Below are 22,409 nucleotides of genomic sequence, written 5' to 3'. Positions count from 1 at the left end.
TGTGTTTATAACGCTAGCTACTGGTAAGCAGACTAGGCTCGTGGTCAGCAGACTAGGCGCGTGGCTTCTCTTGAAGCTCCCACGTCTCGATGATGTCGCCTTCCTTGATGTCGTTGAAGCCACCCAGGCCGATACCACATTCGTAGCCCTCACGGACCTCGGTGGCATCATCCTTGAAGCGACGCAACGACTCGATCGTGAGCTTGTCATTGACGACCTTGCCGTCACGGACCAAACGAGCGTTCGCGTTACGGCGGATCAGGCCGCTACGGACAATCGAACCGGCGATGTTACCGAACTTCGAGGAACGGAACACTTCGCGGATCTCCGCCGAGCCAAGCTCAACTTCCTCGTATTCAGGCTTGAGCATGCCCTTGAGCGCGTTCTCGATGTCCTCGATCGCCTGGTAGATGACCGAGTAGAAACGCATGTCAACGCCTTCTTCATCCGCGTACTCAGAGACACGCTCTGCGGGGCGGACGTTGAAGCCGATGATAATCGCGTTATCGACCGTTGCCAGGTTGACGTCGTTCTGCGTGATAGCACCCACGCCACGGTGGATCACACGCAACTGAACCTCATCGCCCACATCGATCTTGAGCAGCGAATCCTCAAGCGCTTCAACAGCACCGGATACGTCACCCTTGAGGATGAGGTTGAGGGTATCGATCTTGCCCTCAGCGACAGCGTCATCGAAGTTCTCAAGCGTAATGCGCTTACGGCGCTTAGCGAGCATCGCGTTACGGTCCGCTGCCTCGCGGCGCTCTGCGATCTGGCGGGCCGTACGCTCATCCGGAGTCACTATGAACGTGTCACCAGCGCGCGGAACGTTCGAAAGACCCAAGACCTGCACCGCACGCGAAGGCAACGCGACATCGAGCGCTTCACCGTTCTCATCGAACATCGCACGGACGCGACCGTGCGCCTTACCGGCCACGATCGTGTCGCCGACCGCGAGCGTACCCGACTGAACCAAAACGGTCGTGACCGCACCGCGGCCCTTATCCAGGTTCGCTTCGATAGCGATACCGCGAGCGTCCTTATCCGGGTTAGCACGTAGCTCGAGCGCTGCGTCCGCGGTCAGAAGGATCGCATCCAACAGGTCATGGATACCGATGTCCTGCTTAGCGGAGATCGGCACGAACATCGTGTCGCCGCCGTAATCCTCAGGGACCAGGCCGTACTCAGCGAGCTGGCCCTTGACCTTCTCAGGGTTGGCTTCCGGCTTATCGATCTTGTTCACCGCAACCACGATCGGCACGTCTGCCGCCTGAGCGTGGTTGAGCGCTTCAACCGTCTGCGGCATGACACCGTCGTCAGCTGCAACAACCAGCACAGCGATGTCAGTGACCTTGGCACCGCGGGCACGCATCGCCGTGAAGGCTTCGTGACCAGGGGTGTCAATGAAGGTCAAGAGGCGTTCCTCTTCACCGTTGTCACCTTCGTGCATCGTAGAGATCTGGTATGCACCGATGTGCTGGGTGATGCCGCCGGCTTCACCCTCGATTACGTTGGAGCGGCGGATCGCATCCAGGGTGCGGGTCTTACCGTGGTCAACGTGACCCATGATGGTCACCACAGGTGGACGAGGCTCGAGCATGTCCTCGGTCTCGGCCTCGGCTTCTGCCTCGAGGTCGATGTGGAAGGACTCGAACAATTCGCGCTCTTCGTCCTCTGGGGACACGACCTGGACCTTATAGCCCAGCTCTTCACCGAGGATCTCAAACGTCGATTCATCCAGCGACTGGTTAGCCGTAGCCATTTCACCGAGGTGGAACAGCACCGTCACAAGTGCGGCTGGATCTGCCTTGATGCGTTCAGCGAAGTCAGCCAAGGTCGCACCGCGACGCAACCGAACTACCGTGTTGCCATCGCCGCGTGGAACAACCACGCCGCCGATGACTGGTGCGCCCTGTTGCTCCATCTCCTGGCGCTTGGCGCGCTTGGACTTGCGGTTGCGACCACGGCGTGGACCGCCGCGACCGAATGCTCCTGCCGCGTTACCGCGACCGCCGCCGCGGCCACCACGGAAACCGCCTCCGCCACCGGAACGTCCGCCACCGCCTGGCCGACCGCCACCACCTGAACGGCCACCACCTGGACGCGGCTGATTGACGTTGAGGTCGAGCTTCTTAGGCATCATGTTCGGGTTAGGGCGGGGACCGCCTGAACCCGAGGCCGCACCGCGTGGTGGGCGTGGCGCGCCTGGACGTGGGCCGCCCGAACCTGCAGAACCCTGACGTTGCCCGCCGCGGCCGCCGCCTTCGCCGCGCATGCCCTGCTGGTTTGAGAACGGGTTGTTGCCTGGACGTGGGGCACCACCACGGCCTCCACCCGGCCGTGGGCCTGGGCGTGCGCCACCGCGAGGTGGGCGTGGGCCAGCATCGTTGCCGCGACCCTGTGAGGATGGGGTGCTGAACGGGTTGTTACCTGGGCGTGGGCCTGGCTTTGGACCAGGTTTCGGCGCAGCAGCGCGCGGGGTCGCCTGAGGCGTTGCCGGAGCCTTCTTAGCCGGGCCTGGCTTAGCCGCTGGCGCCGGCTTAGCGTCAGGCTTCTCAGCGGCTTTAGGCTCCTGCTTCGGGCCGGGCTTAGGACCCGGTTTAGGTCCAGGCTTAGGGCCCGGTTTCGGCGCTGGCTTCTCCGCCGATGCCGCCTTCTTTGCGGTAGCTGGCTTAGCTTCCGGCTGAGGGGCGTCATCAGCTGGCTTAGCGGCAGCTGCTGGAGCTGGATCGGAGGTTCGGGTTCCCGCACCCTGAACCTGCGCAGTCTTCACCTTCGGTTGATCCGCCTGAGCGGAATCGCCGCCTGCTGCGTTCGGGAATGCTTCCCGCAAACGCTTGACGACCGGCGGCTCGATCGTGGAGGAAGCTGAGCGGACGAACTCGCCCATCTCCTCAAGTTTTGCCATGGCTTCCTTTGACGGAATGCCGAGCTCTTTAGCGAGCTCATGTACGCGGACCTTCTTGGCCACAGTTCTCCTTCTCTGGTCCGCGTATCCTTTTGAACGCTCACGCGCATCAAGTAAAAGCGTTGCACGTGACGCGTAAGACCACGGACCCTAGATTTCGTGGTGTGCGCCCCGCTAAGCGGAACGCACGCTGATTTCCGAGCCTGAGGTTGTTCATCTCTGGCCCATCACCGTTGCGTGTTCATCGGGTTGCCACTCTTCTTAACCCGCTTTCTGATCGGTCATGGTTGAACCCTGGACACCGGTTATGCCCAGGTTGATGACGGCAAGCAACTCATCTTCATCAACGACACTGCGAGCCCTGAAGGCCCTGTTCGCTGCGTTCCGATTCACTGCCCGCCGTACACACTCGGGGTTACGGTGCACCCAAGCACCGCGCCCCGTTTTACGGCGTTGCGGATCCGGAACCACTCGCGCGCTTCCGGGGTTTCGCACTAGCCGCAAAAGAACGGCTTGGTCATCGGTGAGCCTGCACCCTATACAGGTCCGGATGGGGCGACGTGAAGAACCTTTGTTCACCACGGACTCCCATCCTCCGCCCCGTATTTGGGCGCAACAGACTGAACTTCTGACCTGTCTAGTCTACCGCGCTCTGACGCGCTGGCGAGACAACGTCGATTCTCCAGCCCGTGAGCTTGGCCGCAAGACGAGCGTTTTGCCCCTCCTTGCCGATCGCAAGTGAGAGCTGATCGTCCGGGACAACAGCGCGGACGTGGTGGAGGTCTTCGCTCAAAACTTCAACCGAGAGCACCTTGGCTGGCGAAAGCGCGTGAGCTACAAACTGTGCAGGGTCTGGATCCCACGTGATGATGTCGATCTTCTCGTCGTTGAGCTCGGTCATCACCGCGCGCACACGAGAACCCATCTCGCCGATGCAGGCTCCCTTAGCGTTGAGGCCCTCAACGCGGGCACGCACCGCGAGCTTGGTGCGGTGGCCCGCTTCACGTGCGATCGAAACGATCTCGACCGTCTTGTCCTGGATCTCCGGGACCTCAAGTTCAAACAGTTTATGCACCAGCTGCGGGTGGGTGCGTGAAACCGTGATCGAGGGGCCTTTAGGGCCGCGGTGCACATCGGTGACATACACGCGCAGACGACGCCCGTGGCTATAGTCCTCGCCCGGTACCTGCTCCGGTGGTGGCAGGACCGCTTCAAGGGTTCCAAGATCAACCTGGACCATGCGCGGATCACGGCCCTGCTGGATCACGCCGGAGAGGATCTCGCCTTGCTTATCACGGAAGGTGCCTAGGACGGCTTCATCTTCAGCATCGCGCAGGCGCTGGAAGATCACTTGCCGCGCCGTCGCTGCCGCGACCCGGCCGAAGTCCGCAGGCGTGTCATCGAACTCACCGATCCGCTGGTTATTCTCATCAACCTCAGGCGCCCAAATGGTGGCGACACCGGTTTTACGGTCCAATTCCGCACGCGCTCCGCGGATAGCGCCCGGCTCCTTGTCATAAGCGAGGACAAGCGCATGCTCGATCGCGTTGATCAGCCGATCCAGCGGAATATCGCGGTCCTTTTCAAGCTGACGCAACGCCGTCATATCAATATGCATTCTTAGGCCTCCTCGCCCGTTAGACCTGACTGTGCTGGATCTTCCATTGACTCTTCTGCCGCATCCCCGGCGTCCTTTACGGCAGCCAACCGTGCCGCCGCCGTCGCCTCGATGTCAACCTTCGCGCGACGAATGTCAGCATACTCGCGCCGCACCGGATCAAGCACCTTATCTTTCATGCCCTTCTTAGGTGCAGGCTTGATCGGCTCGATCACAATGCCCTCGTCGTCGGCCTCAAGCACGGTGCCTGTGAAGTCTTCATCCTCGCTCACCACACGAATCACACGGCCCACGTTGCGCTGGAAGTGGCGAGGCTGTGTGAGCGGACGCGAAGCCCCCGGCGAGGAAACCTCAAGCTCATAAGCACCCGAGGAGGCAAGCAAACCGTTATCCAAAACCTCGCCCACCTGCTGCGAAACTTCAGCGAGAACATCCAGATCCACCGCATCCGTACCGCTCGGCAGATCAACCAGAATCTGCAGGGTTGGTGTGTTCCCACCTTTGACCGTGACGTCCTCGACGATCAAACCAGCATCGCTGATCACAGGCTCGATAGCTCGCGTGATTGCTTCAGGAGCCCATGGCGAACCCTCGTGCCTCGACGCGTTATCGGCTGGCATGCTGTGGGATGACACGCTATTCCTCCCTTTACGCTGTGTCTGTACAGATCTACCCTACCCGCATGGCACCATAGCGTTATGCGTTCAGTACAGGATTCCACGGAGTCAGCGACACAGGAGACGTCGCCGGCAACTCAGGAAGCTCCGCAGGCCCAGGGTAACGACCAACAGACCCCAGGCGACGGCCAACAAACCTCGGGAGACGACCAACCAACCTCGGGCAATAACCAACAGTCCCCAGGCGACGGTCGGCGGGCACGGCGGGATACCCAACAGTCCCGCGGTTCCGGTTCACGGATGGGCCGCGCCGCCGTGTCTGTGCTGATGGTGAGCGCATGCTGGTTAGGCGTCACAACCACCACGAGCAGCTATTCCGCTAACGCAAGGCCTGGAGACGCTGTATTCGATAAGGCGGTGTCCCGGACCGAACACAGCCCTGTGTACCGTGCCCGGGTTTTGCTCGCGCAGGTAGATCAGGCCCATAGCGGCGAGGATGTCACGGCCGCGGCACGCACAGCCTATGAGCTGTTGAGTGGCTCGGACGCCTGGGGCGGGCCGGCTACAAACCGTGAGATGCGGTGGATCGAAGAACATGTAGCCGCTCAGAAAGCCAGCGGGCAGGATAACGCTAAAGACGCCGCCGTCCTCTCCGGTGAGCTTATGCAGTTGGCCTTGCGTCCTAGCGATAATGAGCAGCTGAGCCGTGAGGATGCATCCCGGCTGATCGCAGCCTCCGTCACGCTGTACTCGGCTTCCCAGAAAGCCGGCGCCCCACCCCTAGATAACGATGCGGCCGCAGTGATCAAGGAAGCGTTAGCTTCCGCAGACATCACCGACCCCGTGGCGGCTTTAGGGGACGTGGTTGCCCTAGCGGACCCCAGCGAGCCTGAACAGGCCGCCGCCTTGTGGGATCGGACGGGCCGAACATCAGCCAAAATCACTGAAGCGGCACGCATCATCGCGCACCGAAACCCAGCAGACAGCAATCAGGAATGGTTCGAAGCCTCGCGCGATCTCACGCTCGGTCTCGGTAAGGCCTCCGGGCACCCTTATGCTGCTGCGACCATCGGGCCGCGGGAAGACTACCTCGCATCCGGGACCGAAAAGCTCGCTTCAGCGCAAGCATCACTTGCTGAACCGCTGCAACACCTCGCGGCGCACTATCACGGCGAGGCGCGCATCGTGCTCATGGCTTTGTCTTTCCAGCTCGCCGGATACACGCGTTAGCTAGCCGGGCTCACTAACTCAGCGGGCTAGCTCAGTTGCCGAAGGGTGTCCGCTCCAACGCTGATGATGAGCGCGGTCACGACCACGAGGAACACGATCCGCACAAAACGTGAGCCGGCTGAAACTGCCATACGCGAACCGATATAGCCCCCGAACATGTTCGCGATCCCCAGTCCGATACCGAGCGGCCACACGACGTGGCCTGCGGGGATGAAGAAGCACAACGCACCGAAGTTGGTGGCCCAGTTAGCGATCTTCGCGCACGCTGATCCATCCAGGAACGAATACCCCAAAACCCCAACCAAGGCGATCACCAGAAACGATCCTGTGCCCGGCCCCAGCACACCATCATAAAACCCGATCGCGATACCGATCCCCCACGCCCGAACATGGTGCTTCATGCTCGCATGCTTGAGCGCGGTTGAGGCCCCCATGTTCTTCTTAGCGAGCGTGAAAACGAAAACCACAACAAGCGCTACGAGGATGATGGGCTTGAAAACCTCGGTCGGCAGTATCGAAGCTACGGCCGCCCCACCCACCGAGGCGAGCCCCGCGGTGAGTGCAAGCCCGAGGCTCGTGGCTAAGTCCGGCCTTACACGCCGGCCATACGTGATAGCCGATGTCGTGGTACCGAAAATCGAGCCGACCTTATTCGTGGCCAAAGCCTGAACCGGGGTCAGCCCCGGAATCAGCAACACGACCGGAAGCTGGATCAACCCGCCGCCGCCAACCACCGAATCGACCCATCCCGCAAGGAAACCGGCGCCCAAAACTAACAGGATCAACCCGATGTTGAGCGCGCCGGTGTCCGTGAGGATGTAGTCCATAGGCGAGCTTAGTGAGCTGCGAGCTGGGCAACGTGCTCAACTACCACATCGAGCGCGATATTCTCGGCCTCGCCCGTGGCGCGGTCCTTGACCTCAACCACGCCATCGGCCACGCCGCGGCCCACAACAACAGTGGTAGGGATACCGATCAGCTCAGCGTCACGGAACTTCACGCCCGCAGAAACCTTGGCGCGGTCATCGAGCATGACCTCCAAGCCGGCTTCATCGAGCTTGCCCGCGATGTCCTCGGCGGTTTCCGTGAGCTCTTCCCCCTTGCCAGCGATGATCACCACAACATCGGCGGGTGCCACAGCGCGAGGCCACACCAGACCCTTGTCGTCATGATGGGCCTCAGCGATAGCCGCAACCGCGCGGGTCACGCCCACGCCGTAGGAGCCCATCGTGACAACCTGCGCTTTACCGTTGGGATCCAAAACCTTCAGGTCCAACGCTTCAGCGTAGCGGCGGCCCAACTGGAAAATGTGGCCCATCTCGATGCCGCGGGTCGTCTTTAACGGACCGGAACCATCGGGTGCGGGGTCGCCGTCTTCCACCGCAACAGCCTCAAGCACACCATCCCAAGCGAAGTCACGGCCTGCAACCAAACCGAATACGTGATGGTCGCGGAGGTTCGCGCCCGTGATCCAGGTTGACCCCTCAACAACACGAGGGTCAACGAAGAACGGGACGCCCGAACGTGCTTCACGACCCAAAACGGCCTCATCCTTGGACAAGCCAGGGCCGATGTAGCCCTTGACCAGTTCAGGGTGACGGCCAAGGTCTTCATCGGTGGCAACCTCAACCTGGGATTCACCGACGATACCCATGAGCTCACCGATGGTCGCCTCGATGCGTTTGAGGTCAGCCTGGCGGTTGCCGGGGACACCCACGACGGCGAGTTCGCGCTCACCGTTCGGTGTCACAACAACCAACGCAACGCACTTGAGTGTGTCCGCGGCAGTCCACGTGGTGTCCTTCGGGTGGTTCTCGTTCGCTGCGTCAACGAGCGTTTCGATGGTCTCGCTGTTCGGGGTCAGCTCAACGTGGGCGGCCGGCGCGTCGGTGTAGTCGATCGGGTCCAGCGGCGGCGTCGTCACGGCCTCAACGTTGGCGGCGTAACCGCCTGGGGAGACCACGAAGGTGTCCTCGCCTGTTTCGGTTGGGTGCAGGAACTCTTCCGACTTCGAGCCACCCATCGCTCCCGCCATCGCGAACACCGGGCGGATTTCGAGGCTCAAACGCTCAAAAATCTTCAGGTACGCCGCGCGGTGAGCCGCATATGCCTCATCGAGGCCTTCCTCATCCAGGGTGAAGGAATAGGAGTCCTTCATAATGAACTCACGGCCACGCAGCAAGCCCGCACGCGGGCGGGCCTCGTCGCGGTATTTCGTCTGGATCTGGTACAGGTACACCGGCAGATCCTTATACGAGGAGTACATGTCTTTGACCAAGAGGGTGAACATTTCCTCGTGCGTTGGCGCGAGTAGATAGTCGGCCTTACGGCGGTCCTTCAGACGGAAAATGTTGTCTCCGTATTCTTCCCAGCGGCCCGTCGCCTCATAGGGCTCTTTCGGAAGCAACGCCGGGAAATGCACTTCCTGAGCGCCGATCGCGTTCATTTCTTCACGCACAATGTTCTCGACCTTGTTCAGGACCTTGAGCCCCAGCGGCAGCCACGAATAGATCCCGGGTGCCGCACGGCGGATGTAGCCAGCCCGGACTAACAACTTGTGGCTTGCGAGCTCAGCTTCGGCAGGGTCGTCGCGCAGCGTGCGGAGAAAGAACGTTGAAAGGCGTGTTACCACAGGGCCTCCCCTTTCAGGGTGGATCGGGGTGTGCAGAGTGAATCAGCAAATCGGTTGCGTTCACCGTTAGTATCCGGTGACGGCTCGTGTCCAGTGTAGTCTGCCCACGCATAGCGGCCGGCTATGTGGCGCGCTGCCGCGTGCCCGTCCCGGGATTCGATGCTCACAGCAGGACGGTCGCGAACATCCCGGTGGTTTGGAAGCCCACCTTCTCATAGACTGCTCGAGCCGCGTGATTGTAGTCGTTGACGTACAGGCTCGTCACGGGCGCCCACGTGTGCGCATGGGCCACGACATCTGCCACGCGGCTCGCTGAAAGCCCGATGCCGCGGTGGTCCGGATGCATCCACACGCCCTGGATCTGTGTAGCTTGGCCGGTCACGACCCCGAGCTCGGCTTTGAACCGCACCGTTGTGCCCACCGCACCCGGCTCTAGCAAAGCCTGCCCGCACGCCAGCAACTGTTTGACCCGCGTCCTATAGGAGGCCTCCCCTACATCGAGGGGTGAATAGCCAAGCTCCTCGGTGAACATCGCAACGGAAGCCGGCCAGAACGCATCGAAATCACTCACATACCCTTGCCGGACTCGGCCAGATCCTTCGATCACAGCCGGGCCTTCCAACGTCATGAACGGCTGGGTGAGCCGCACACTACGCGGGTAGAAGGCCGGGCTGGTCTTCACCACATCCCAGATCCCTTCAACTCCTGCTTTCGGACCGAAAATCGAGGCGAAGCGCTTACGGCTGGTCAGGACCCGCCGCCCGAACGCTTCACCGTGCTCCCGGGCTTGCTCGCCTTCATCCGCGGTCACAGGCACCACGTTCGCTCCCAGCCAGCACGCCGCAACCATCACGCCTGCATCATCGAAGCGGCCCAGGATGCGTGCGCCCGGCAAAACATCGATCTTGCCGCCAACAACATCGAGCTGCTGCTGAACGAAAGCATGCTGGACAGGGTTGCGCGCGATCAACGCGAGCAACGCTGGCGCGTCCTCATTCGTGAGGGTGCGGATGCTGGGGTCCGGCGAGCGCAGATCCGCCATCCGGGCGCCGGCCCGGTTCACGATCTGCCGGATCACCATTGACGTTGAGACCGTTACCTAGTGGACGGACACGGAAGGCGATGCGCCTTCGGTCTCGCTTGCGCCCATCTCCTCGGCGATGCGGTGGGCTTCTTCGAGCAGGGTTTCCACGATCTGGTCTTCACGGACCGTGCGGATGACCTCGCCCTTGACGAAGATTTGGCCCTTGCCGTTGCCGGATGCGACACCGAGGTCGGCTTCGCGTGCCTCGCCTGGCCCGTTGACGACGCAACCCATGACGGCCACACGCAGCGGAACCTTGAAGTCTTTGAGGCCTTCGGTCACGTTGTTGGCGAGCTCATACACATCGACCTGGGCGCGTCCACAGGACGGGCACGAGACGATTTCGAGCTGGCGTGGACGCAGGTTCAGCGATTGGAGGATCTGCTCGCCGACCTTGATCTCTTCGACAGGTGGGGCCGAAAGTGAGACACGGATCGTATCGCCAATGCCTTGAGAGAGCAGCGCGCCGAAAGCGGTTGCGGACTTGATGGTGCCTTGGAAGGCAGGACCTGCCTCGGTGACACCCAGGTGCAACGGCCAGTCGCCCTTCTGAGCGAGCAGCTCATACGCGCGAATCATCACGACCGGGTCAGAGTGTTTGACGGAGATACCGAAATCGTAGAAATCGTTTTCTTCAAACAGCGCGGCTTCCTGCAACGCGGACTCAACGAGAGCCTCCGGGGTTGCGCGGCCGTATTTCTCCAGCAGGCGCTTATCGAGGGAGCCGCCGTTGATGCCGATGCGGATCGGGGTCCCGTGCTGCTTCGCGGCAGCGGAAATCTCTGCAACCTGGTCATCGAACTTGCGGATGTTGCCCGGGTTGACACGCACCGCACCGCAACCGGCCTCAATGGCTGCGTAGACGTACTTGGGTTGGAAGTGGATATCCGCGATCACCGGGATCGTGGACTGTTGCGCGATGACCTTCAGCGCATCGGCGTCCTTGTCTGTTGGGCACGCGACACGGACAATGTCACAGCCAGCGGCGGTGAGCTCGGCGATCTGCTGCAACGTAGCGCCGATGTCGTGAGTCTTCGTGGTCGTCATCGACTGCACGGTGATCGGGTGATCCGAGCCCATACCGACGTTGCCGACCATCATCTGGCGGGTCTTGCGCCGCGGAGCCAACGTCATAGGTGGTGGTGTAGGCATTCCCAAATTAACCGATGACACGAGGTGTCCTCCAAGAACTCATACGTGATAAACGAATCCACTGCTGTGCTCTATCTTCCCATGCCGCTGCCGGCACCTTCACATGCCTGAGGCAGCATCTGAGGCAAGCTACAGCAGGGACACCGGTTTCACGAGGTCGGCATAGATCAAGATCACACCCATGACAAGCAATAAACCTGCAACAACATAGGTGACCGGAAGCATCTTCGAAAGATCCACCGGTCCCGGGTCAGGGCGCTTGAAAATCTTGTTGAACGTTTTGCGGATCTTCTCCCACAAAGCCCCTGCGATATGCCCGCCATCAAGCGGCAAGAGCGGGATCAGGTTGAACACGAACAGCGCGACGTTCAGCGAACCCATCAGGCTCAGATAGCTTGCGAGCTTATCTTTGACGCTGATCTGCTCGAAAGAGGTGATCTCGCCGGCGATGCGGCCCACCCCTACCACGGACATCGGCCCGTTCGGATCGCGTTCAGCTGGGCTGAACGCGGCCTGGGCAACGCCAGCAACTTTCTGCGGAAGCTGAGTCACAACACCAGAAACAGCTTTGACGTTCTCCCATACAAAACCCGGGACCTCACCTACCGGCCGCGGCCGGATCTCAGCTGTCGAACCGATGCCAGCGAAACCCACCGACTCCACCTTGGCAGTACCGTCACGGTTCTTCTCAACCATCCCCAAGGGCGAAACAACAGGCCGAGCCGTCTCAACCGGAACCAAGGTTGTGGTCGATGCGACACCATCGCGCTCATAACCGATGCTGAGCTCTTGATCAGGGCTTGCCTTGATCCGGTCCGTGAGTGCAGACCAATCAGTGTCGTCAAGCGAAACACCGTCAACCGAGGTAATGACATCCCCAGGCTTCAAGCCCGCCGCATACGCCGGCCCAGCTGGGGCACCCTCAGGGCAGCTCTGTCCCTCCCCCGCCGGGCGCGTGTTCTCGTCATCCACTGCTTGAAGACACTGATACACCTCAGACACCGTGGTCGTAGGAGTCGCGACCCCGAAACCAGTAAGAACAATCCCAAAGAACACGAACGCTAAAAGCAGGTTCATAAACGGGCCACCCAGCATGATGATGATCCGCTTATACACCGGCAAGTTCAAAAACAATCGCTTCTCATCGCCAGGCTGCAGAGTCTCAGCTTCAGCCTTCTTCGCCTCATCGGACAACTGCTGAAAAATACCGGTGCGTGTAGGCCGCTGCTTGCCGTCCTGATGCGGCGGATACATACCGATCATCGTGATGTACCCACCCAGCGGCAGCAATTTGATCCCGTACTCTGTCTCCCCTTTACGGAAAGAGAACAGCGTAGGTCCAAAACCCACCATGTAGCGAGGCACGCGCAAACCGAAAGCCTTAGCCGGCAGTAAATGCCCCACCTCATGCAACGCAATCGAGATGCCGATACCCACCAGCATCACCAGCGCGCCAATCACATACGCCAGAACCTGATCCATCTCAATCCCAACCGGTAAAACTCAAGCCCACAGCTTGCGGGCTTTATCGCGCGCCCACTCTTCGGCGGCCAAAACCCCTTCAACACTACGGCCATACTCTGCCGTGTTCGCATCCGAGTCATAAGCCTCAACCACCTCGGCCACGACCTCGACGATCCTCCGGAAACCGATCGCGCCGTCGTGGAAAGCATCCACCGCTTCCTCATTGGCTGCGTTATACACGGCCATGTGCGTCGGTGAAGCCTCTTGCGCTTTCTTCGCAAGCTCGATAGCAGGAAACGCCTCATGATCCATCGGGAAAAACTCCCACGTATGAGCCTGCGTCCAATCCACCGGTGTGCACGCCCCCGGCAAGCGATCCGGCCAATTCAAACCCAACGCGATCGGCAACCCCATGTCCGGTGGAGACGCCTGCGCAATCGTGGAACCATCCACAAACTCGACCATCGAATGCACCACCGACTGCGGATGCACCACCGGAACAATCCGCTCCAGCGGGACGTCGAACAGCAGATGCGCCTCAATCACTTCAAGCGCCTTATTCACCAAGGTCGCCGAATTGGTTGTGACCACACGCCCCATATCCCAGGTAGGGTGAGCCAACGCCTGCTGCGGGGTGACATCCTCAAGCTGCTCGGCACTCCAGCCGCGGAACGGACCGCCTGATGCGGTGATGATCAAACGCTCAACCTCGCTACGGGTTCCCGAACGCAAGGCCTGCGCGATCGCTGAATGCTCCGAATCCACAGGAACGATCTGCCCCGGCGATGCCGCATCCATCACCAGCCGGCCGCCAGCAACCAGCGACTCCTTATTAGCCAACGCCACCACAGAACCGGCCTCAATAGCCGCCAGCGTAGGCCGCAAACCGCGCGAACCCGTGACCCCGTTGAGCACCACATCCACATCAGGCAACGCCGCACACGCGCGCGCCGCGTTGTCACCAACCACAACCTCAGGTACATAAGCGTCCAGGCCCGCGCCATCGACCTCAACCTCACCGACACCGGCAAGCTCAAGCCGCCCCTCACGTGAAGCAACCTCCTTAGCACCTGCCAGATGCAGCAAGAAGCCGCCGCGCACATCGTCGGCACTCATCTCCTCAGCGCCAGCCAAACCCACCACATCCGGCCGGAACGCCACCGCCTGCAACGCTAATTCGCGAGCCTGCTGCCCCGCAGAAATAGCCCGGACCGCAAACCGGTCCCCCGCACGGGCGATCTGCGCCAAAGCCTGAGTACCGATCGACCCCGTCGAACCCACAATCACAACAGACCTAGCCACAACAAGCTCCCTCACAAACCGAACAACCCAGCATCAACAATAAAAACCAGCAACCCCACCACACTGCTGCGGAAGCGCCCCAGCATCTACAGGCAAACGCGCCCCTGCTAGTGTGCCATGACTAGCCAACGCAGCTGGCACCCGAAACCGGTGATAGCCCAACATTGAGGCAAAACCCAGGTGGGCACCATCTGGCCTAAGATAGATAAGCAATACATATTCATTCATTAGCACCCGGAGGAAACATGCGCCTGCGCCCCGTTGAACCTGCGGACCTCGAGCACTTCTTCGCTCACCAACAGGACCCGGACGCCAACCATATGGCGGCCTTCAGCGCCCGCAACCCCAGCGACCGCAGCGTCTTCGACTATCACTGGGGCCTCATGTTGCGCGACCCTAAAATCCAGGTGCGCACCATTGAGCACGATGGTGAAGTAGCCGGCTCGATCGTCATGGCTTTCCACGAGGACTACGCGGAGCTTTCCTTCTGGACCGATAAATCCTTCTGGAACCAGGGAGTCACCACCGCCGCCGTGGAAGCGATGCTCGAGGAATTCCCGCAGCGGCCCGTTCGCGCATCCGTGGTGGCTGACAACGTGGGAACACACAAAATCCTTGAAGGCCGCGGTTTCAAACAAGTCGACCAGACCAGGGACTTCTCCAACGCACGCGGAGAAATCGTCGCCGAAGACCACTTCGAACTCAGCTAACGCGCTGGCCTGTAGCTGAGCTCTGTAGCTAAAACACGTAGCTGATATGCGTCGCTGATATGCGTAGCTGTGCTCCGTGGCTGCACTCCGTGGTTGCAACCTTGAGCAATATTATTTGAGTAATACAGTTATCTAACGTTTGGGCCCGGCACCTTGTGGTGCCGGGCCCAAACGTTGACCACGCGCTAATGGGTCATCGTTCTAGTGGGTCGTCTTGGCCGCGTTAGTCGATCGCGGCCATGAGTTCGATGGTGCGGTCCAAGAACGCATCCACCTGGTTCTCTTCATAGCCTTCATCGCCCTCAGCTCGCCTAAACACCACACGGCGTACATCGTCAACGCTCAGGGGGACATCGTGTTCGAAGTACTGGATGAGACGGTCACACAACGCGTCGACGTCTGCGATGTTATAGGACGGTACGTTCCGTTTGGATGGACGGCGGAAACGCTCCCCCGGCGCTCGATGCAGACGAGCCCGCAACACCATCGCGACCTGAGAGATGTTCTCAAGCCAACGGTCGTGGCCTTCAGACTCGATCAGGGCGTTGCGTTCACGGGCCGCGAAGACGTCCTCGAGCCGGTCCAAAGCCGCATCGACTTCGCGAGGATCATAGCCGCCCCTGACCGGGTCGAACGTTGCCCGCCGCACTACAGAGCTCGTGACAACGTCCCTGTTCAGGTTCTCCGCCTCATACGTCTTACGGGCACGCGCCAAGAAATCCTCGACCTGACCGGTGTCGTATCCAAAGGCGTCGTCAGCCACCCGTGCAAACAAAGTGCCAGCCAGACCGGCGTTATCCGTTCGAGCCACCGTGGCGCTCCTTCGATAGAGGTATGTGCAAGTGAGAGTTTATCTGAGGGTTAGGCCAGCGCTTCAGCCAACATAACCACTGCGTAGCCGAAAGGCATCGCAAACAAGAGGGAATCCAGGCGGTCCATCATGCCGCCGTGCCCCGGCAACAAGTTAGACATGTCCTTGACCCCGAGCGCACGCTTGACCATCGACTCAGCGAAATCGCCCAACGTGGCGCACACGACCGTCGCAATAGCCAAGACAACGCCAAGCCACCACGGTATCTGCAGAACCCACAGGCACAACGCGATACCCACGATGGTCGCGCCCAGCAGCGAACCTGCGAAGCCCTCCCAGGACTTCTTAGGGCTGATGCGTGCCGCCATCGGATGCTTACCCAGGGTCACCCCGACGATGTAGCCGAACGTGTCGTTAGAGACCACCAGCAGAACAACCGTGAGCAACGCGGCAGCACCACGCTCGGTTTGAAAAATCAAGAACGCGAAAGAGGCCAGCAGCGGGACCCACCCCACCACTAGAACGCTCAGCCCGATCGACTGTGAGCCGTGCGAACGCCCCTCAAGCAGGTTCCAGATCACCACGAGCACAAGGCAGGCGGTCAACCCCAAGGAGAGCGCGACAGGCCCGTAGATGCCCGCAAGCAACGGCAAAGCGACGCTCGTGATGAGAAGTGGTGCCAACGGAATAGGGATACCCGTGCGCGCCTTGAGCGCACGCGAGACTTCCCACGAACCGATACCTGCAACCAAGCAACCGAGCGCGATCAGCAGATAGGGAAAAACAAAAAGCCCGAGACCAAGCACGGCGAGAAGACCCGCGCCCACGCCGATCGCCGCCGGAAGGTTACGGCCCGCTTTAGACGGTTTCGGCTCAGGCAAATCATTCGGATCAGGAACACTCAGCGGTTCCAGCGCCCCGTACGGTGCAGGTAGCGCACCTTCTTCAGGCACGGCATCCTGCCCAGCCAACGCATCCCTGTCATACGTTGCAGTTGCATCCTGTTCAAACAGGGCAGTTGCATCGTGTCCGAACCGCGCCGGTGCTTCCTCTTGATGCGCTGCCGTTGCATCCTGCTCATACAGCGCGGTTGCATCCTGTTCAGCCTCCACAGCAGCAACAGGCTCGGGCGTTTCATCGTAGGCAGGCTCCCACGCCGCATTTTGATCGGCCCTCCACCCCCGCAGCTCAGCCGGCTCCGGCGCCTCAACGATAGGCTGCGGCGCCGTGTGAGTCTCCTGCGCTGTGTGAACCTCCTGCGCTGTGTTGGCTTCAGCCACGGGTTCGGTGGTGTCGGCTTGCGCGTTGCCGGTTTCGAGAACTGGTGCCTCAAGATCCTTCGCTTCGGGGGTCTCAGCTTCCGCTGCCGCGGCTGCCGCAGCTGCTGCTCGCTCGGCTTGACGGCGTGCCCGCCTGCTCCCGGGTGCTGCAGGACGCCTTGAAGCGCGCGATGGCGCATCGACATGCGTCGATGCGGCACGGCGCGCTCGCGTCTCATCAACAGACACCGATGAGCCCAGCCCCTCGACAGGGCTGGACTCATTCCGGAAACCAGACGTGTACGTCATTAGATCTCGAGGAGCTCGGCTTCCTTGTTCTTGGTCATCTCGTCGACCTGCTCGCCGAACTCACGAACCATCTGGTTCAGTTCGTTCTCGCCGCGCTTGACGTCGTCTTCGCCAACGCCGCCGTCCTCTTCAAGTTCCTTGAGCATGTCATTGCCCTTACGGCGATGGTTACGCAGGGCTACCTTGTGCTCTTCAGCCTTGGTGCGCACAAGCTTGACGTACTCGTTGCGGCGTTCCTCGGTCAGCTCCGGCATCGTGATGCGGATCTGGCGGCCATCGTTGGATGGGTTAGCGCCGATCTCCGAATCGGAAAGCGCCTTCTCGATCGCGCGGATCGAGGAGGCATCGTAAGGGTTGATGAGGATAGTGCGCGCATCCGGCACCTGGAAGGAGGCCAGCTGCTGAAGCGGGGTGAAGGAGCCGTAGTACTCAACCATCACTTTGGCGTATAGGCCCGGGTTTGCCCGGCCGGTACGGACAGTTGCGAAGTCTTCTTGAGCTGCTTCGATCGTACGTTCCATAGCGGAGCGGGTTTCGCCCAGCACTTCCTGGATCATCGGAACTCCTTCGAGGGTTCTATTTACACCGTCAACGTGCACCACGGGTTATACGTACCAAAGGTGCATCTTGTCATACATCTTAGGCTACCCACTCGCTTTGCTAAGCCCCAGGGCTACCCTGTTTGGCTTCTAGCGTTACCACCTACCCCATGGGCTAGGCCGCCACTTTAGGCGACTGTGACGTGAGTTCCCTGGGCGGTGCCGCGGATCGCTGCCGCAACGTTGCCTTCGCCTTCCATACCGAAAACGAACATTTCCAGGCCGTTGTCCTTACACATCGTCATCGCGGTCTGATCCATAACCCGGATGTTGCCGGCAAGGGCTTCGCTGTAAGTGAGTTTCTCGAACTTCTTAGCGTCAGGGTTGGTTTTCGGGTCCGCGGTATAGACACCGTCGACACCGGATTTGGCCATCAAAACCTGGTCAGCGTGGACTTCAAGCGCCCGCTGGGCCGCGACCGTATCGGTTGAAAAGTATGGGAGGCCAGCACCTGCACCAAAGATCACAACGCGGTCCTTCTGCAGATGACGGATCGCGCGGCGTGGAATGTACTCTTCAGCGACCTGGGACATCGAAATGGCGGACTGGACGCGGGTCTCAACACCGGTCTGCTCAAGGAAGTCCTGAAGCGCCAGGCAGTTCATGACGGTTCCGAGCATCCCCATGTAGTCAGCACGGGAACGGTCCATACCGGATTCCGCGAGCTCAGCTCCGCGGAAGAAGTTGCCGCCGCCAACAACGATCGCTGTTTCTACCTCGCCCACAGTCGAGGCAATCTGTTCGGCGATGCGCCGCACGGTCGCCGGGTCCACGCCCAGCTTGCCGCCACCAAACACCTCTCCCGAGAGCTTCAATAGGACTCGCCGACGCTGCTTGCTAGGGGTGTTCGACATCAAGGCTCCTTTAGGCGTTCAAGGTGGGTAGGCAATCGACCTTTATTTTCGCATACGCCGCCCGCCGCTATTCGAGGCGTGTCAGTTGCGTCACTCACGAGCACTGCCTCCTCAGCGTAGGTGGGCGCGACGCGCCGCCGGTCTTGGACGCGGAATCAATCACTGTGGCTGGCTTTAAACGGTTGTGCCCGCACTCGTGACGAGTGCGGGCACACCTGGTGTCTATCGGAGCATGAGGCCCCTACCAGCCTTGTTAGGCGCCAACGCGGAAACGTGCGAAGGCGACAGCCTTGGCACCAGCTGCATCCAGGACCTGCTGGATGGACTGCTTGGTGTCCTTAGCGAATGGCTGATCAACCAGGACCTTCTCCTTGAAGAAGCCGGTCATGCGACCGTCGATGATCTTCGGCAGTGCCTGCTCTGGCTTACCCTCGGCGCGTGCGGTCTCTTCAGCGATGCGGCGCTCTTCAGCGACCAGGTCCTCCGGGACGTCCTCGCGGGTGAGGTAGACAGGAGCCATAGCTGCTGCGTGGACAGCCACGTCGTGAGCTGCGGTTTCAGCGGCTTCACCAGTGCCGTCGACTGCGAAGAGAACGCCAACCTGTGCAGGCAGGTCCTGCGAGGTCTTGTGCAGGTATGCCTTCACGAGTGGGCCTTCAACCTTTTCGATGCGGCGCAGCTGGATCTTCTCGCCCAGAACACCGCTGAGCTCCTCGATCTCCTCAGCGACAGTGTTCTCGCCGATCTTTGCGGCCAGCAAAGCGTCAACGTCAGCGACGTTGTTAGCTACTGCGGCATCGAGGGCCTTGTTTGCCAGCTCAACGAACTTCTCGTTCTTAGCGACGAAGTCAGTCTCAGCGTTGAGTTCGAGCATGTAGCCTGCACCGTCAACAACCTTTGCGGCCACGAGGCCTTCAGCGGTTGCGCGGCCTTCACGCTTGGATGCCTTGTTGAGGCCCTTCACGCGGATGACCTCGAGGGCCTTAGCGGTATCGCCGTCAGCCTCATCGAGAGCCTTCTTGACATCCATCATGCCGGCGCCGGTGCGCTCACGCAGTTCCTTGATGTCTGCGGTGGTGTAGTTCGCCATTCGAGTTATCCCCGTTCGTAGGAAGTTGTGATGGACGGAAAATTACTTGGACTCGGTAGCCGCCTGGCCACCGTCTTCTTCAGCCTTCTCAGCTGGAGCTTCCTCAGCCTGTGCGGTTGGGTTCTCACCCTCGAGGAGTTCGCGCTCCCACTCCGCCATTGGCTCTTCGGCTTCGCCCTTGTTACCGCCCTGGCGAGCCATGAGGCCCTCTGCGACGGCGTCTGCGACAACGCGGGTCAGCAGGGATACGGAGCGGATGGCGTCATCGTTACCTGGGATTGGGTACTGGACCTCATCTGGGTCGCAGTTGGTGTCGAGGATCGCGACAACTGGGATGCCCAGCTTGGTTGCCTCGTCGACTGCGAGGTGTTCCTTCTTGGTGTCGACAACCCACAGCATGGATGGGGTGCGGTTCATGTTGCGGATACCGCCGAGGTTTGCGCGCAGCTTGGTCAGCTCGCGCTCAAGCAGCAGCAGTTCCTTCTTGGTGTACTTCGAACCTGCTACGTCGTCGAAGTCGATCTCTTCGAGTTCCTTCATGCGGTTAACACGCTTGGAAACGGTAGCGAAGTTGGTGAGCATGCCGCCCAACCAGCGGTGGTTGACGTATGGCATGTTCACGCGCTGAGCCTGCTCAGCGATGGCTTCCTGAGCCTGCTTCTTAGTGCCGACGAACAGGATCGTGCCACCGTGGGCGACGGTCTGCTTGATGAAGTCGTATGCACGGTCGATATAGGACAGCGACTGCTGCAGGTCAATGATGTAGATGCCGTTGCGCTCGGTCATGATGAAGCGGCGCATCTTTGGGTTCCAGCGGCGGGTCTGGTGGCCGAAGTGGACACCGGAATCGAGCAACTGGCGCATGGTCACGACGGACATTGCGTTCTCCTTGTACGGGCACGGTGGCCCTGTTGTATTTGACGGTTATTGGCCAGGCATTGCGCCGGCCCCTAGTGAAAACGCACCGTTTGGTCGCTTCATCCGTTTCCAACATCGCACCAAGCCTGGACAGGTTTGGCTGTTGTTGGACCGTGGGATGGGCGTGCATGCCTGTGATGCGCATCGATGATGATGTATATCGGCGACATGCAGCGTCTTCACGCGAAGTCAGTTTCGGGCACACGAGATCGCACGCACAAAACTGCTATTCCAAGTCTACATCATGTTTTGGGGCTCTTCAGAGTTGAGTGTGGGGTGAGGCATCCAGCCCGCCAGTGATCATCAGCATGCGGAGTCGGATATCGGTCGACGCATGGCATACTGAGCGAATGCTTTCGGTTGCTACGCTTTTCGCCTTTGGAGTTGCGGTGACTCCGCTTGTGATCACTCCGGGCGCAAGCTTTACGTTGGTGAGTTCACGAGGGCTGGTGGGGGACAGGCGTGGTGCTTGGGCTGTGATCGTGGGGACGGCTGCCGGAATCATCAGCCATGGTGTGCTTGCGGGGCTGGGACTCGCCGGGGTGGTGGTGCGCTCCGCGGAGTTGTATCAGGTTCTGCGGCTGGTTGGCGCGATGTATCTGATCGGCCTTGGTGCGTGGCTGGTGTGGCGCTCGCGGCTCAGCCGCGCCCCGGCGGAGAGAGAGCATGCCCGAAGCGACTCCAAATCCGTTGCGCAGGAGATAGGGCAGGCGTACTTGGCGAACGTGCTCAACGTGAAGGCGGCCACCGTGTACCTCACGCTGGCGCCACAGTTCGTGCCGGTGGACCTGATCGGAGTGACTTCGATGCTGATGCTCGCTCTGGTCCATGTCTGCGTGATGGCCGTCTGGCTTGGGCTCTGGTCAACGGGGCTCGCGAAGCTGTCCAGCGCCTTCAGCGTAGCGTCCTGGAAGCGGTGGATTGACGTCGGAGGCGGGACGATTCTCATTGTTCTTGGCATCCGTACAGCTGCCGCGCGCGGGGAGGTGTAGTAGGCCAAGGCGTTGTCGACGATGGTGTGAAGGCATCAAGCCGAGGTTTCTCGCCGCAGGTGGTGTGGGGCAAACGGTAGTCGAAGTGGTGCCTCCAGACCCTGATCGATTCTCTGCGGTCGGTCTCGAAAGCGTACGGGCGGCGTCGTGAAGGCATTCATCGGCACGTAGCCGCCGGTGCGTTCGATCCTCCCGCTATGGAGGGTCATGTGGATCTTGGTGGGAGCACCCCTCGTTCACGCCCGGGAAGCGCGCGGTGGCCGCTGTCGCGGAACTGCTCCGCCTCGCTGTTGATGCTGTTCAGCCGGCGCGGGGTCCTACTATCAGTCTTCCGATGAGTGTTGCAGTCTCTCGGACGCAAGCCGCGCATAGACGAGGGTGTCGGTCCACTCGCCCTTACTGAACCAGTCCTGGATGTGATGCGCTTCGAGCCGGAGTCCGACGCGGCGAGCGAGTGCTGCGGAAGCGCTGTTGCGGGCATCCATCTGCGCAGTGATGCGGTGGAGCCTGTAGTGGTCGAACCCGAGGGCAAGCACTGCCCGGACGGCTTCGCTGGCGAAGCCGTGCCCGCCGTATGACGGGTCGAGAACCCACCCGATCTCGGCCTGGCGGTGCTCGGGGTCGGTGAGTCACAGTGCCACGTCGCCGATCGGGACGCCGTGATGCTCGATGACAGGCCCTCCGCAACCTCCTCTCGGATCATCCGCCGTACGGACTCGGGGGTGTAGGTGGGCTCTGGCAGGTGGCCGAAGCGCCGCACGGCCTCATCCCTGGTACCTGCTGCATACGCTTCCGCGTCCAGCTCGGAGAGCTGGCGCAGACGAGTGTTCTCACAGGTGATCGGGAGGAGGGAGACATCC

General features: G+C 60.7%; 20 protein-coding genes. 3 read left to right on the top strand and 17 right to left on the bottom strand.

What is annotated here, in order from left to right; genetic code table 11:
- Positions 1-52 precede the first annotated feature (52 nt).
- The 4 genes from infB to rimP all read right to left on the bottom strand — a co-directional run bounded on the left by infB (position 53) and on the right by rimP (position 5,161).
- Entirely contained in the window at positions 53-2,908 is a 2,856-nt protein-coding gene (gene infB, locus HMPREF3160_RS07430; protein ID WP_070490756.1) for a translation initiation factor IF-2, read from the bottom strand.
- 261 nt (positions 2,909-3,169) lie between these two features.
- On the bottom strand, positions 3,170-3,487 hold the full coding sequence (locus HMPREF3160_RS10345; protein ID WP_070490755.1) for a YlxR family protein: 318 nt from the start codon (positions 3,485-3,487) through the stop codon (positions 3,170-3,172).
- 58 nt (positions 3,488-3,545) lie between these two features.
- Positions 3,546-4,526, bottom strand: coding sequence for a transcription termination factor NusA (gene nusA / locus HMPREF3160_RS07420; RefSeq protein ID WP_035756929.1), 981 nt, complete (start codon positions 4,524-4,526; stop codon positions 3,546-3,548).
- A 2-nt stretch (positions 4,527-4,528) separates the two neighbouring features.
- A complete protein-coding gene (gene rimP / locus HMPREF3160_RS07415) occupies positions 4,529-5,161 on the bottom strand; it encodes a ribosome maturation factor RimP (protein ID WP_256174161.1) in 633 nt (210 codons plus the stop codon).
- A gap of 63 nt (positions 5,162-5,224) precedes the next feature.
- Here rimP and HMPREF3160_RS07410 point away from each other — a divergent pair, with 63 nt between their 5' ends.
- A complete protein-coding gene (locus tag HMPREF3160_RS07410) occupies positions 5,225-6,373 on the top strand; it encodes a hypothetical protein (RefSeq protein ID WP_070490710.1) in 1,149 nt (382 codons plus the stop codon).
- Positions 6,374-6,399: 26 nt separating this feature from the next.
- Here HMPREF3160_RS07410 and HMPREF3160_RS07405 read toward each other — a convergent pair whose 3' ends face one another.
- The 6 genes from HMPREF3160_RS07405 to dxr all read right to left on the bottom strand — a co-directional run bounded on the left by HMPREF3160_RS07405 (position 6,400) and on the right by dxr (position 14,007).
- The gene (locus HMPREF3160_RS07405; protein WP_070490709.1) at positions 6,400-7,200 is read right to left on the bottom strand and encodes a sulfite exporter TauE/SafE family protein; all 801 of its coding nucleotides are present in this window, start codon (positions 7,198-7,200) and stop codon (positions 6,400-6,402) included.
- A gap of 8 nt (positions 7,201-7,208) precedes the next feature.
- Positions 7,209-9,005, bottom strand: coding sequence for a proline--tRNA ligase (locus tag HMPREF3160_RS07400; protein WP_070507804.1), 1,797 nt, complete (start codon positions 9,003-9,005; stop codon positions 7,209-7,211).
- A 163-nt stretch (positions 9,006-9,168) separates the two neighbouring features.
- Entirely contained in the window at positions 9,169-10,086 is a 918-nt protein-coding gene (locus HMPREF3160_RS07395; RefSeq protein WP_083285539.1) for a GNAT family N-acetyltransferase, read from the bottom strand.
- An 18-nt stretch (positions 10,087-10,104) separates the two neighbouring features.
- Positions 10,105-11,241, bottom strand: a complete 1,137-nt coding sequence (gene ispG / locus HMPREF3160_RS07390) for a flavodoxin-dependent (E)-4-hydroxy-3-methylbut-2-enyl-diphosphate synthase (protein ID WP_035756919.1) — start codon at positions 11,239-11,241, stop codon at positions 10,105-10,107.
- Between the two features lie 129 nt (positions 11,242-11,370).
- Positions 11,371-12,723 carry a M50 family metallopeptidase gene (locus HMPREF3160_RS07385; RefSeq protein ID WP_035756917.1) on the bottom strand — a complete coding sequence of 451 codons (1,353 nt, stop codon included), beginning with the start codon at positions 12,721-12,723 and terminating at the stop codon, positions 11,371-11,373.
- A 21-nt stretch (positions 12,724-12,744) separates the two neighbouring features.
- Positions 12,745-14,007: a 1-deoxy-D-xylulose-5-phosphate reductoisomerase gene (dxr, locus tag HMPREF3160_RS07380; protein WP_256174158.1), complete on the bottom strand. Its 1,263-nt coding sequence runs from the start codon at positions 14,005-14,007 to the stop codon at positions 12,745-12,747.
- A 245-nt stretch (positions 14,008-14,252) separates the two neighbouring features.
- Here dxr and HMPREF3160_RS07375 point away from each other — a divergent pair, with 245 nt between their 5' ends.
- The gene (locus HMPREF3160_RS07375; RefSeq protein WP_052048563.1) at positions 14,253-14,717 is read left to right on the top strand and encodes a GNAT family N-acetyltransferase; all 465 of its coding nucleotides are present in this window, start codon (positions 14,253-14,255) and stop codon (positions 14,715-14,717) included.
- A gap of 223 nt (positions 14,718-14,940) precedes the next feature.
- On the opposite strand, the gene HMPREF3160_RS07370 is transcribed toward HMPREF3160_RS07375, so the two are convergent.
- The 6 genes from HMPREF3160_RS07370 to rpsB form a co-directional block, all read right to left on the bottom strand.
- Positions 14,941-15,528, bottom strand: coding sequence for a DivIVA domain-containing protein (locus HMPREF3160_RS07370; RefSeq protein WP_370977533.1), 588 nt, complete (start codon positions 15,526-15,528; stop codon positions 14,941-14,943).
- Positions 15,529-15,578: 50 nt separating this feature from the next.
- Entirely contained in the window at positions 15,579-17,096 is a 1,518-nt protein-coding gene (locus tag HMPREF3160_RS09720) for a phosphatidate cytidylyltransferase (protein WP_083285538.1), read from the bottom strand.
- A complete protein-coding gene (gene frr / locus HMPREF3160_RS07360; RefSeq protein ID WP_070490706.1) occupies positions 17,096-17,653 on the bottom strand; it encodes a ribosome recycling factor in 558 nt (185 codons plus the stop codon). The genes HMPREF3160_RS09720 and frr overlap by 1 nt, the downstream gene beginning before the upstream one ends.
- 170 nt (positions 17,654-17,823) lie before the next feature.
- Complete coding sequence (gene pyrH / locus HMPREF3160_RS07355; protein WP_035756906.1) at positions 17,824-18,549, bottom strand: UMP kinase; 726 nt, start codon at positions 18,547-18,549, stop codon at positions 17,824-17,826.
- 253 nt (positions 18,550-18,802) lie between these two features.
- Positions 18,803-19,639, bottom strand: a complete 837-nt coding sequence (gene tsf, locus HMPREF3160_RS07350) for a translation elongation factor Ts (RefSeq protein ID WP_035756903.1) — start codon at positions 19,637-19,639, stop codon at positions 18,803-18,805.
- 42 nt (positions 19,640-19,681) lie between these two features.
- Positions 19,682-20,518, bottom strand: a complete 837-nt coding sequence (rpsB, locus tag HMPREF3160_RS07345) for a 30S ribosomal protein S2 (protein WP_035756896.1) — start codon at positions 20,516-20,518, stop codon at positions 19,682-19,684.
- 389 nt (positions 20,519-20,907) lie between these two features.
- Between rpsB and HMPREF3160_RS07340 the strand changes: the two genes are divergently transcribed.
- Entirely contained in the window at positions 20,908-21,549 is a 642-nt protein-coding gene (locus HMPREF3160_RS07340) for a LysE family translocator (RefSeq protein ID WP_070507864.1), read from the top strand.
- A 323-nt stretch (positions 21,550-21,872) separates the two neighbouring features.
- On the opposite strand, the gene HMPREF3160_RS10235 is transcribed toward HMPREF3160_RS07340, so the two are convergent.
- Positions 21,873-22,148, bottom strand: coding sequence for a GNAT family N-acetyltransferase (locus HMPREF3160_RS10235; protein ID WP_232219312.1), 276 nt, complete (start codon positions 22,146-22,148; stop codon positions 21,873-21,875).
- Positions 22,149-22,409 lie beyond the last annotated feature (261 nt).

This window comes from Arthrobacter sp. HMSC06H05, assembly GCF_001807395.1.
GTDB classification, from domain to species: Bacteria; Actinomycetota; Actinomycetes; order Actinomycetales; family Micrococcaceae; genus Pseudoglutamicibacter; species Pseudoglutamicibacter albus.
This window is presented reverse-complemented; position numbering and strand designations above follow the sequence as displayed.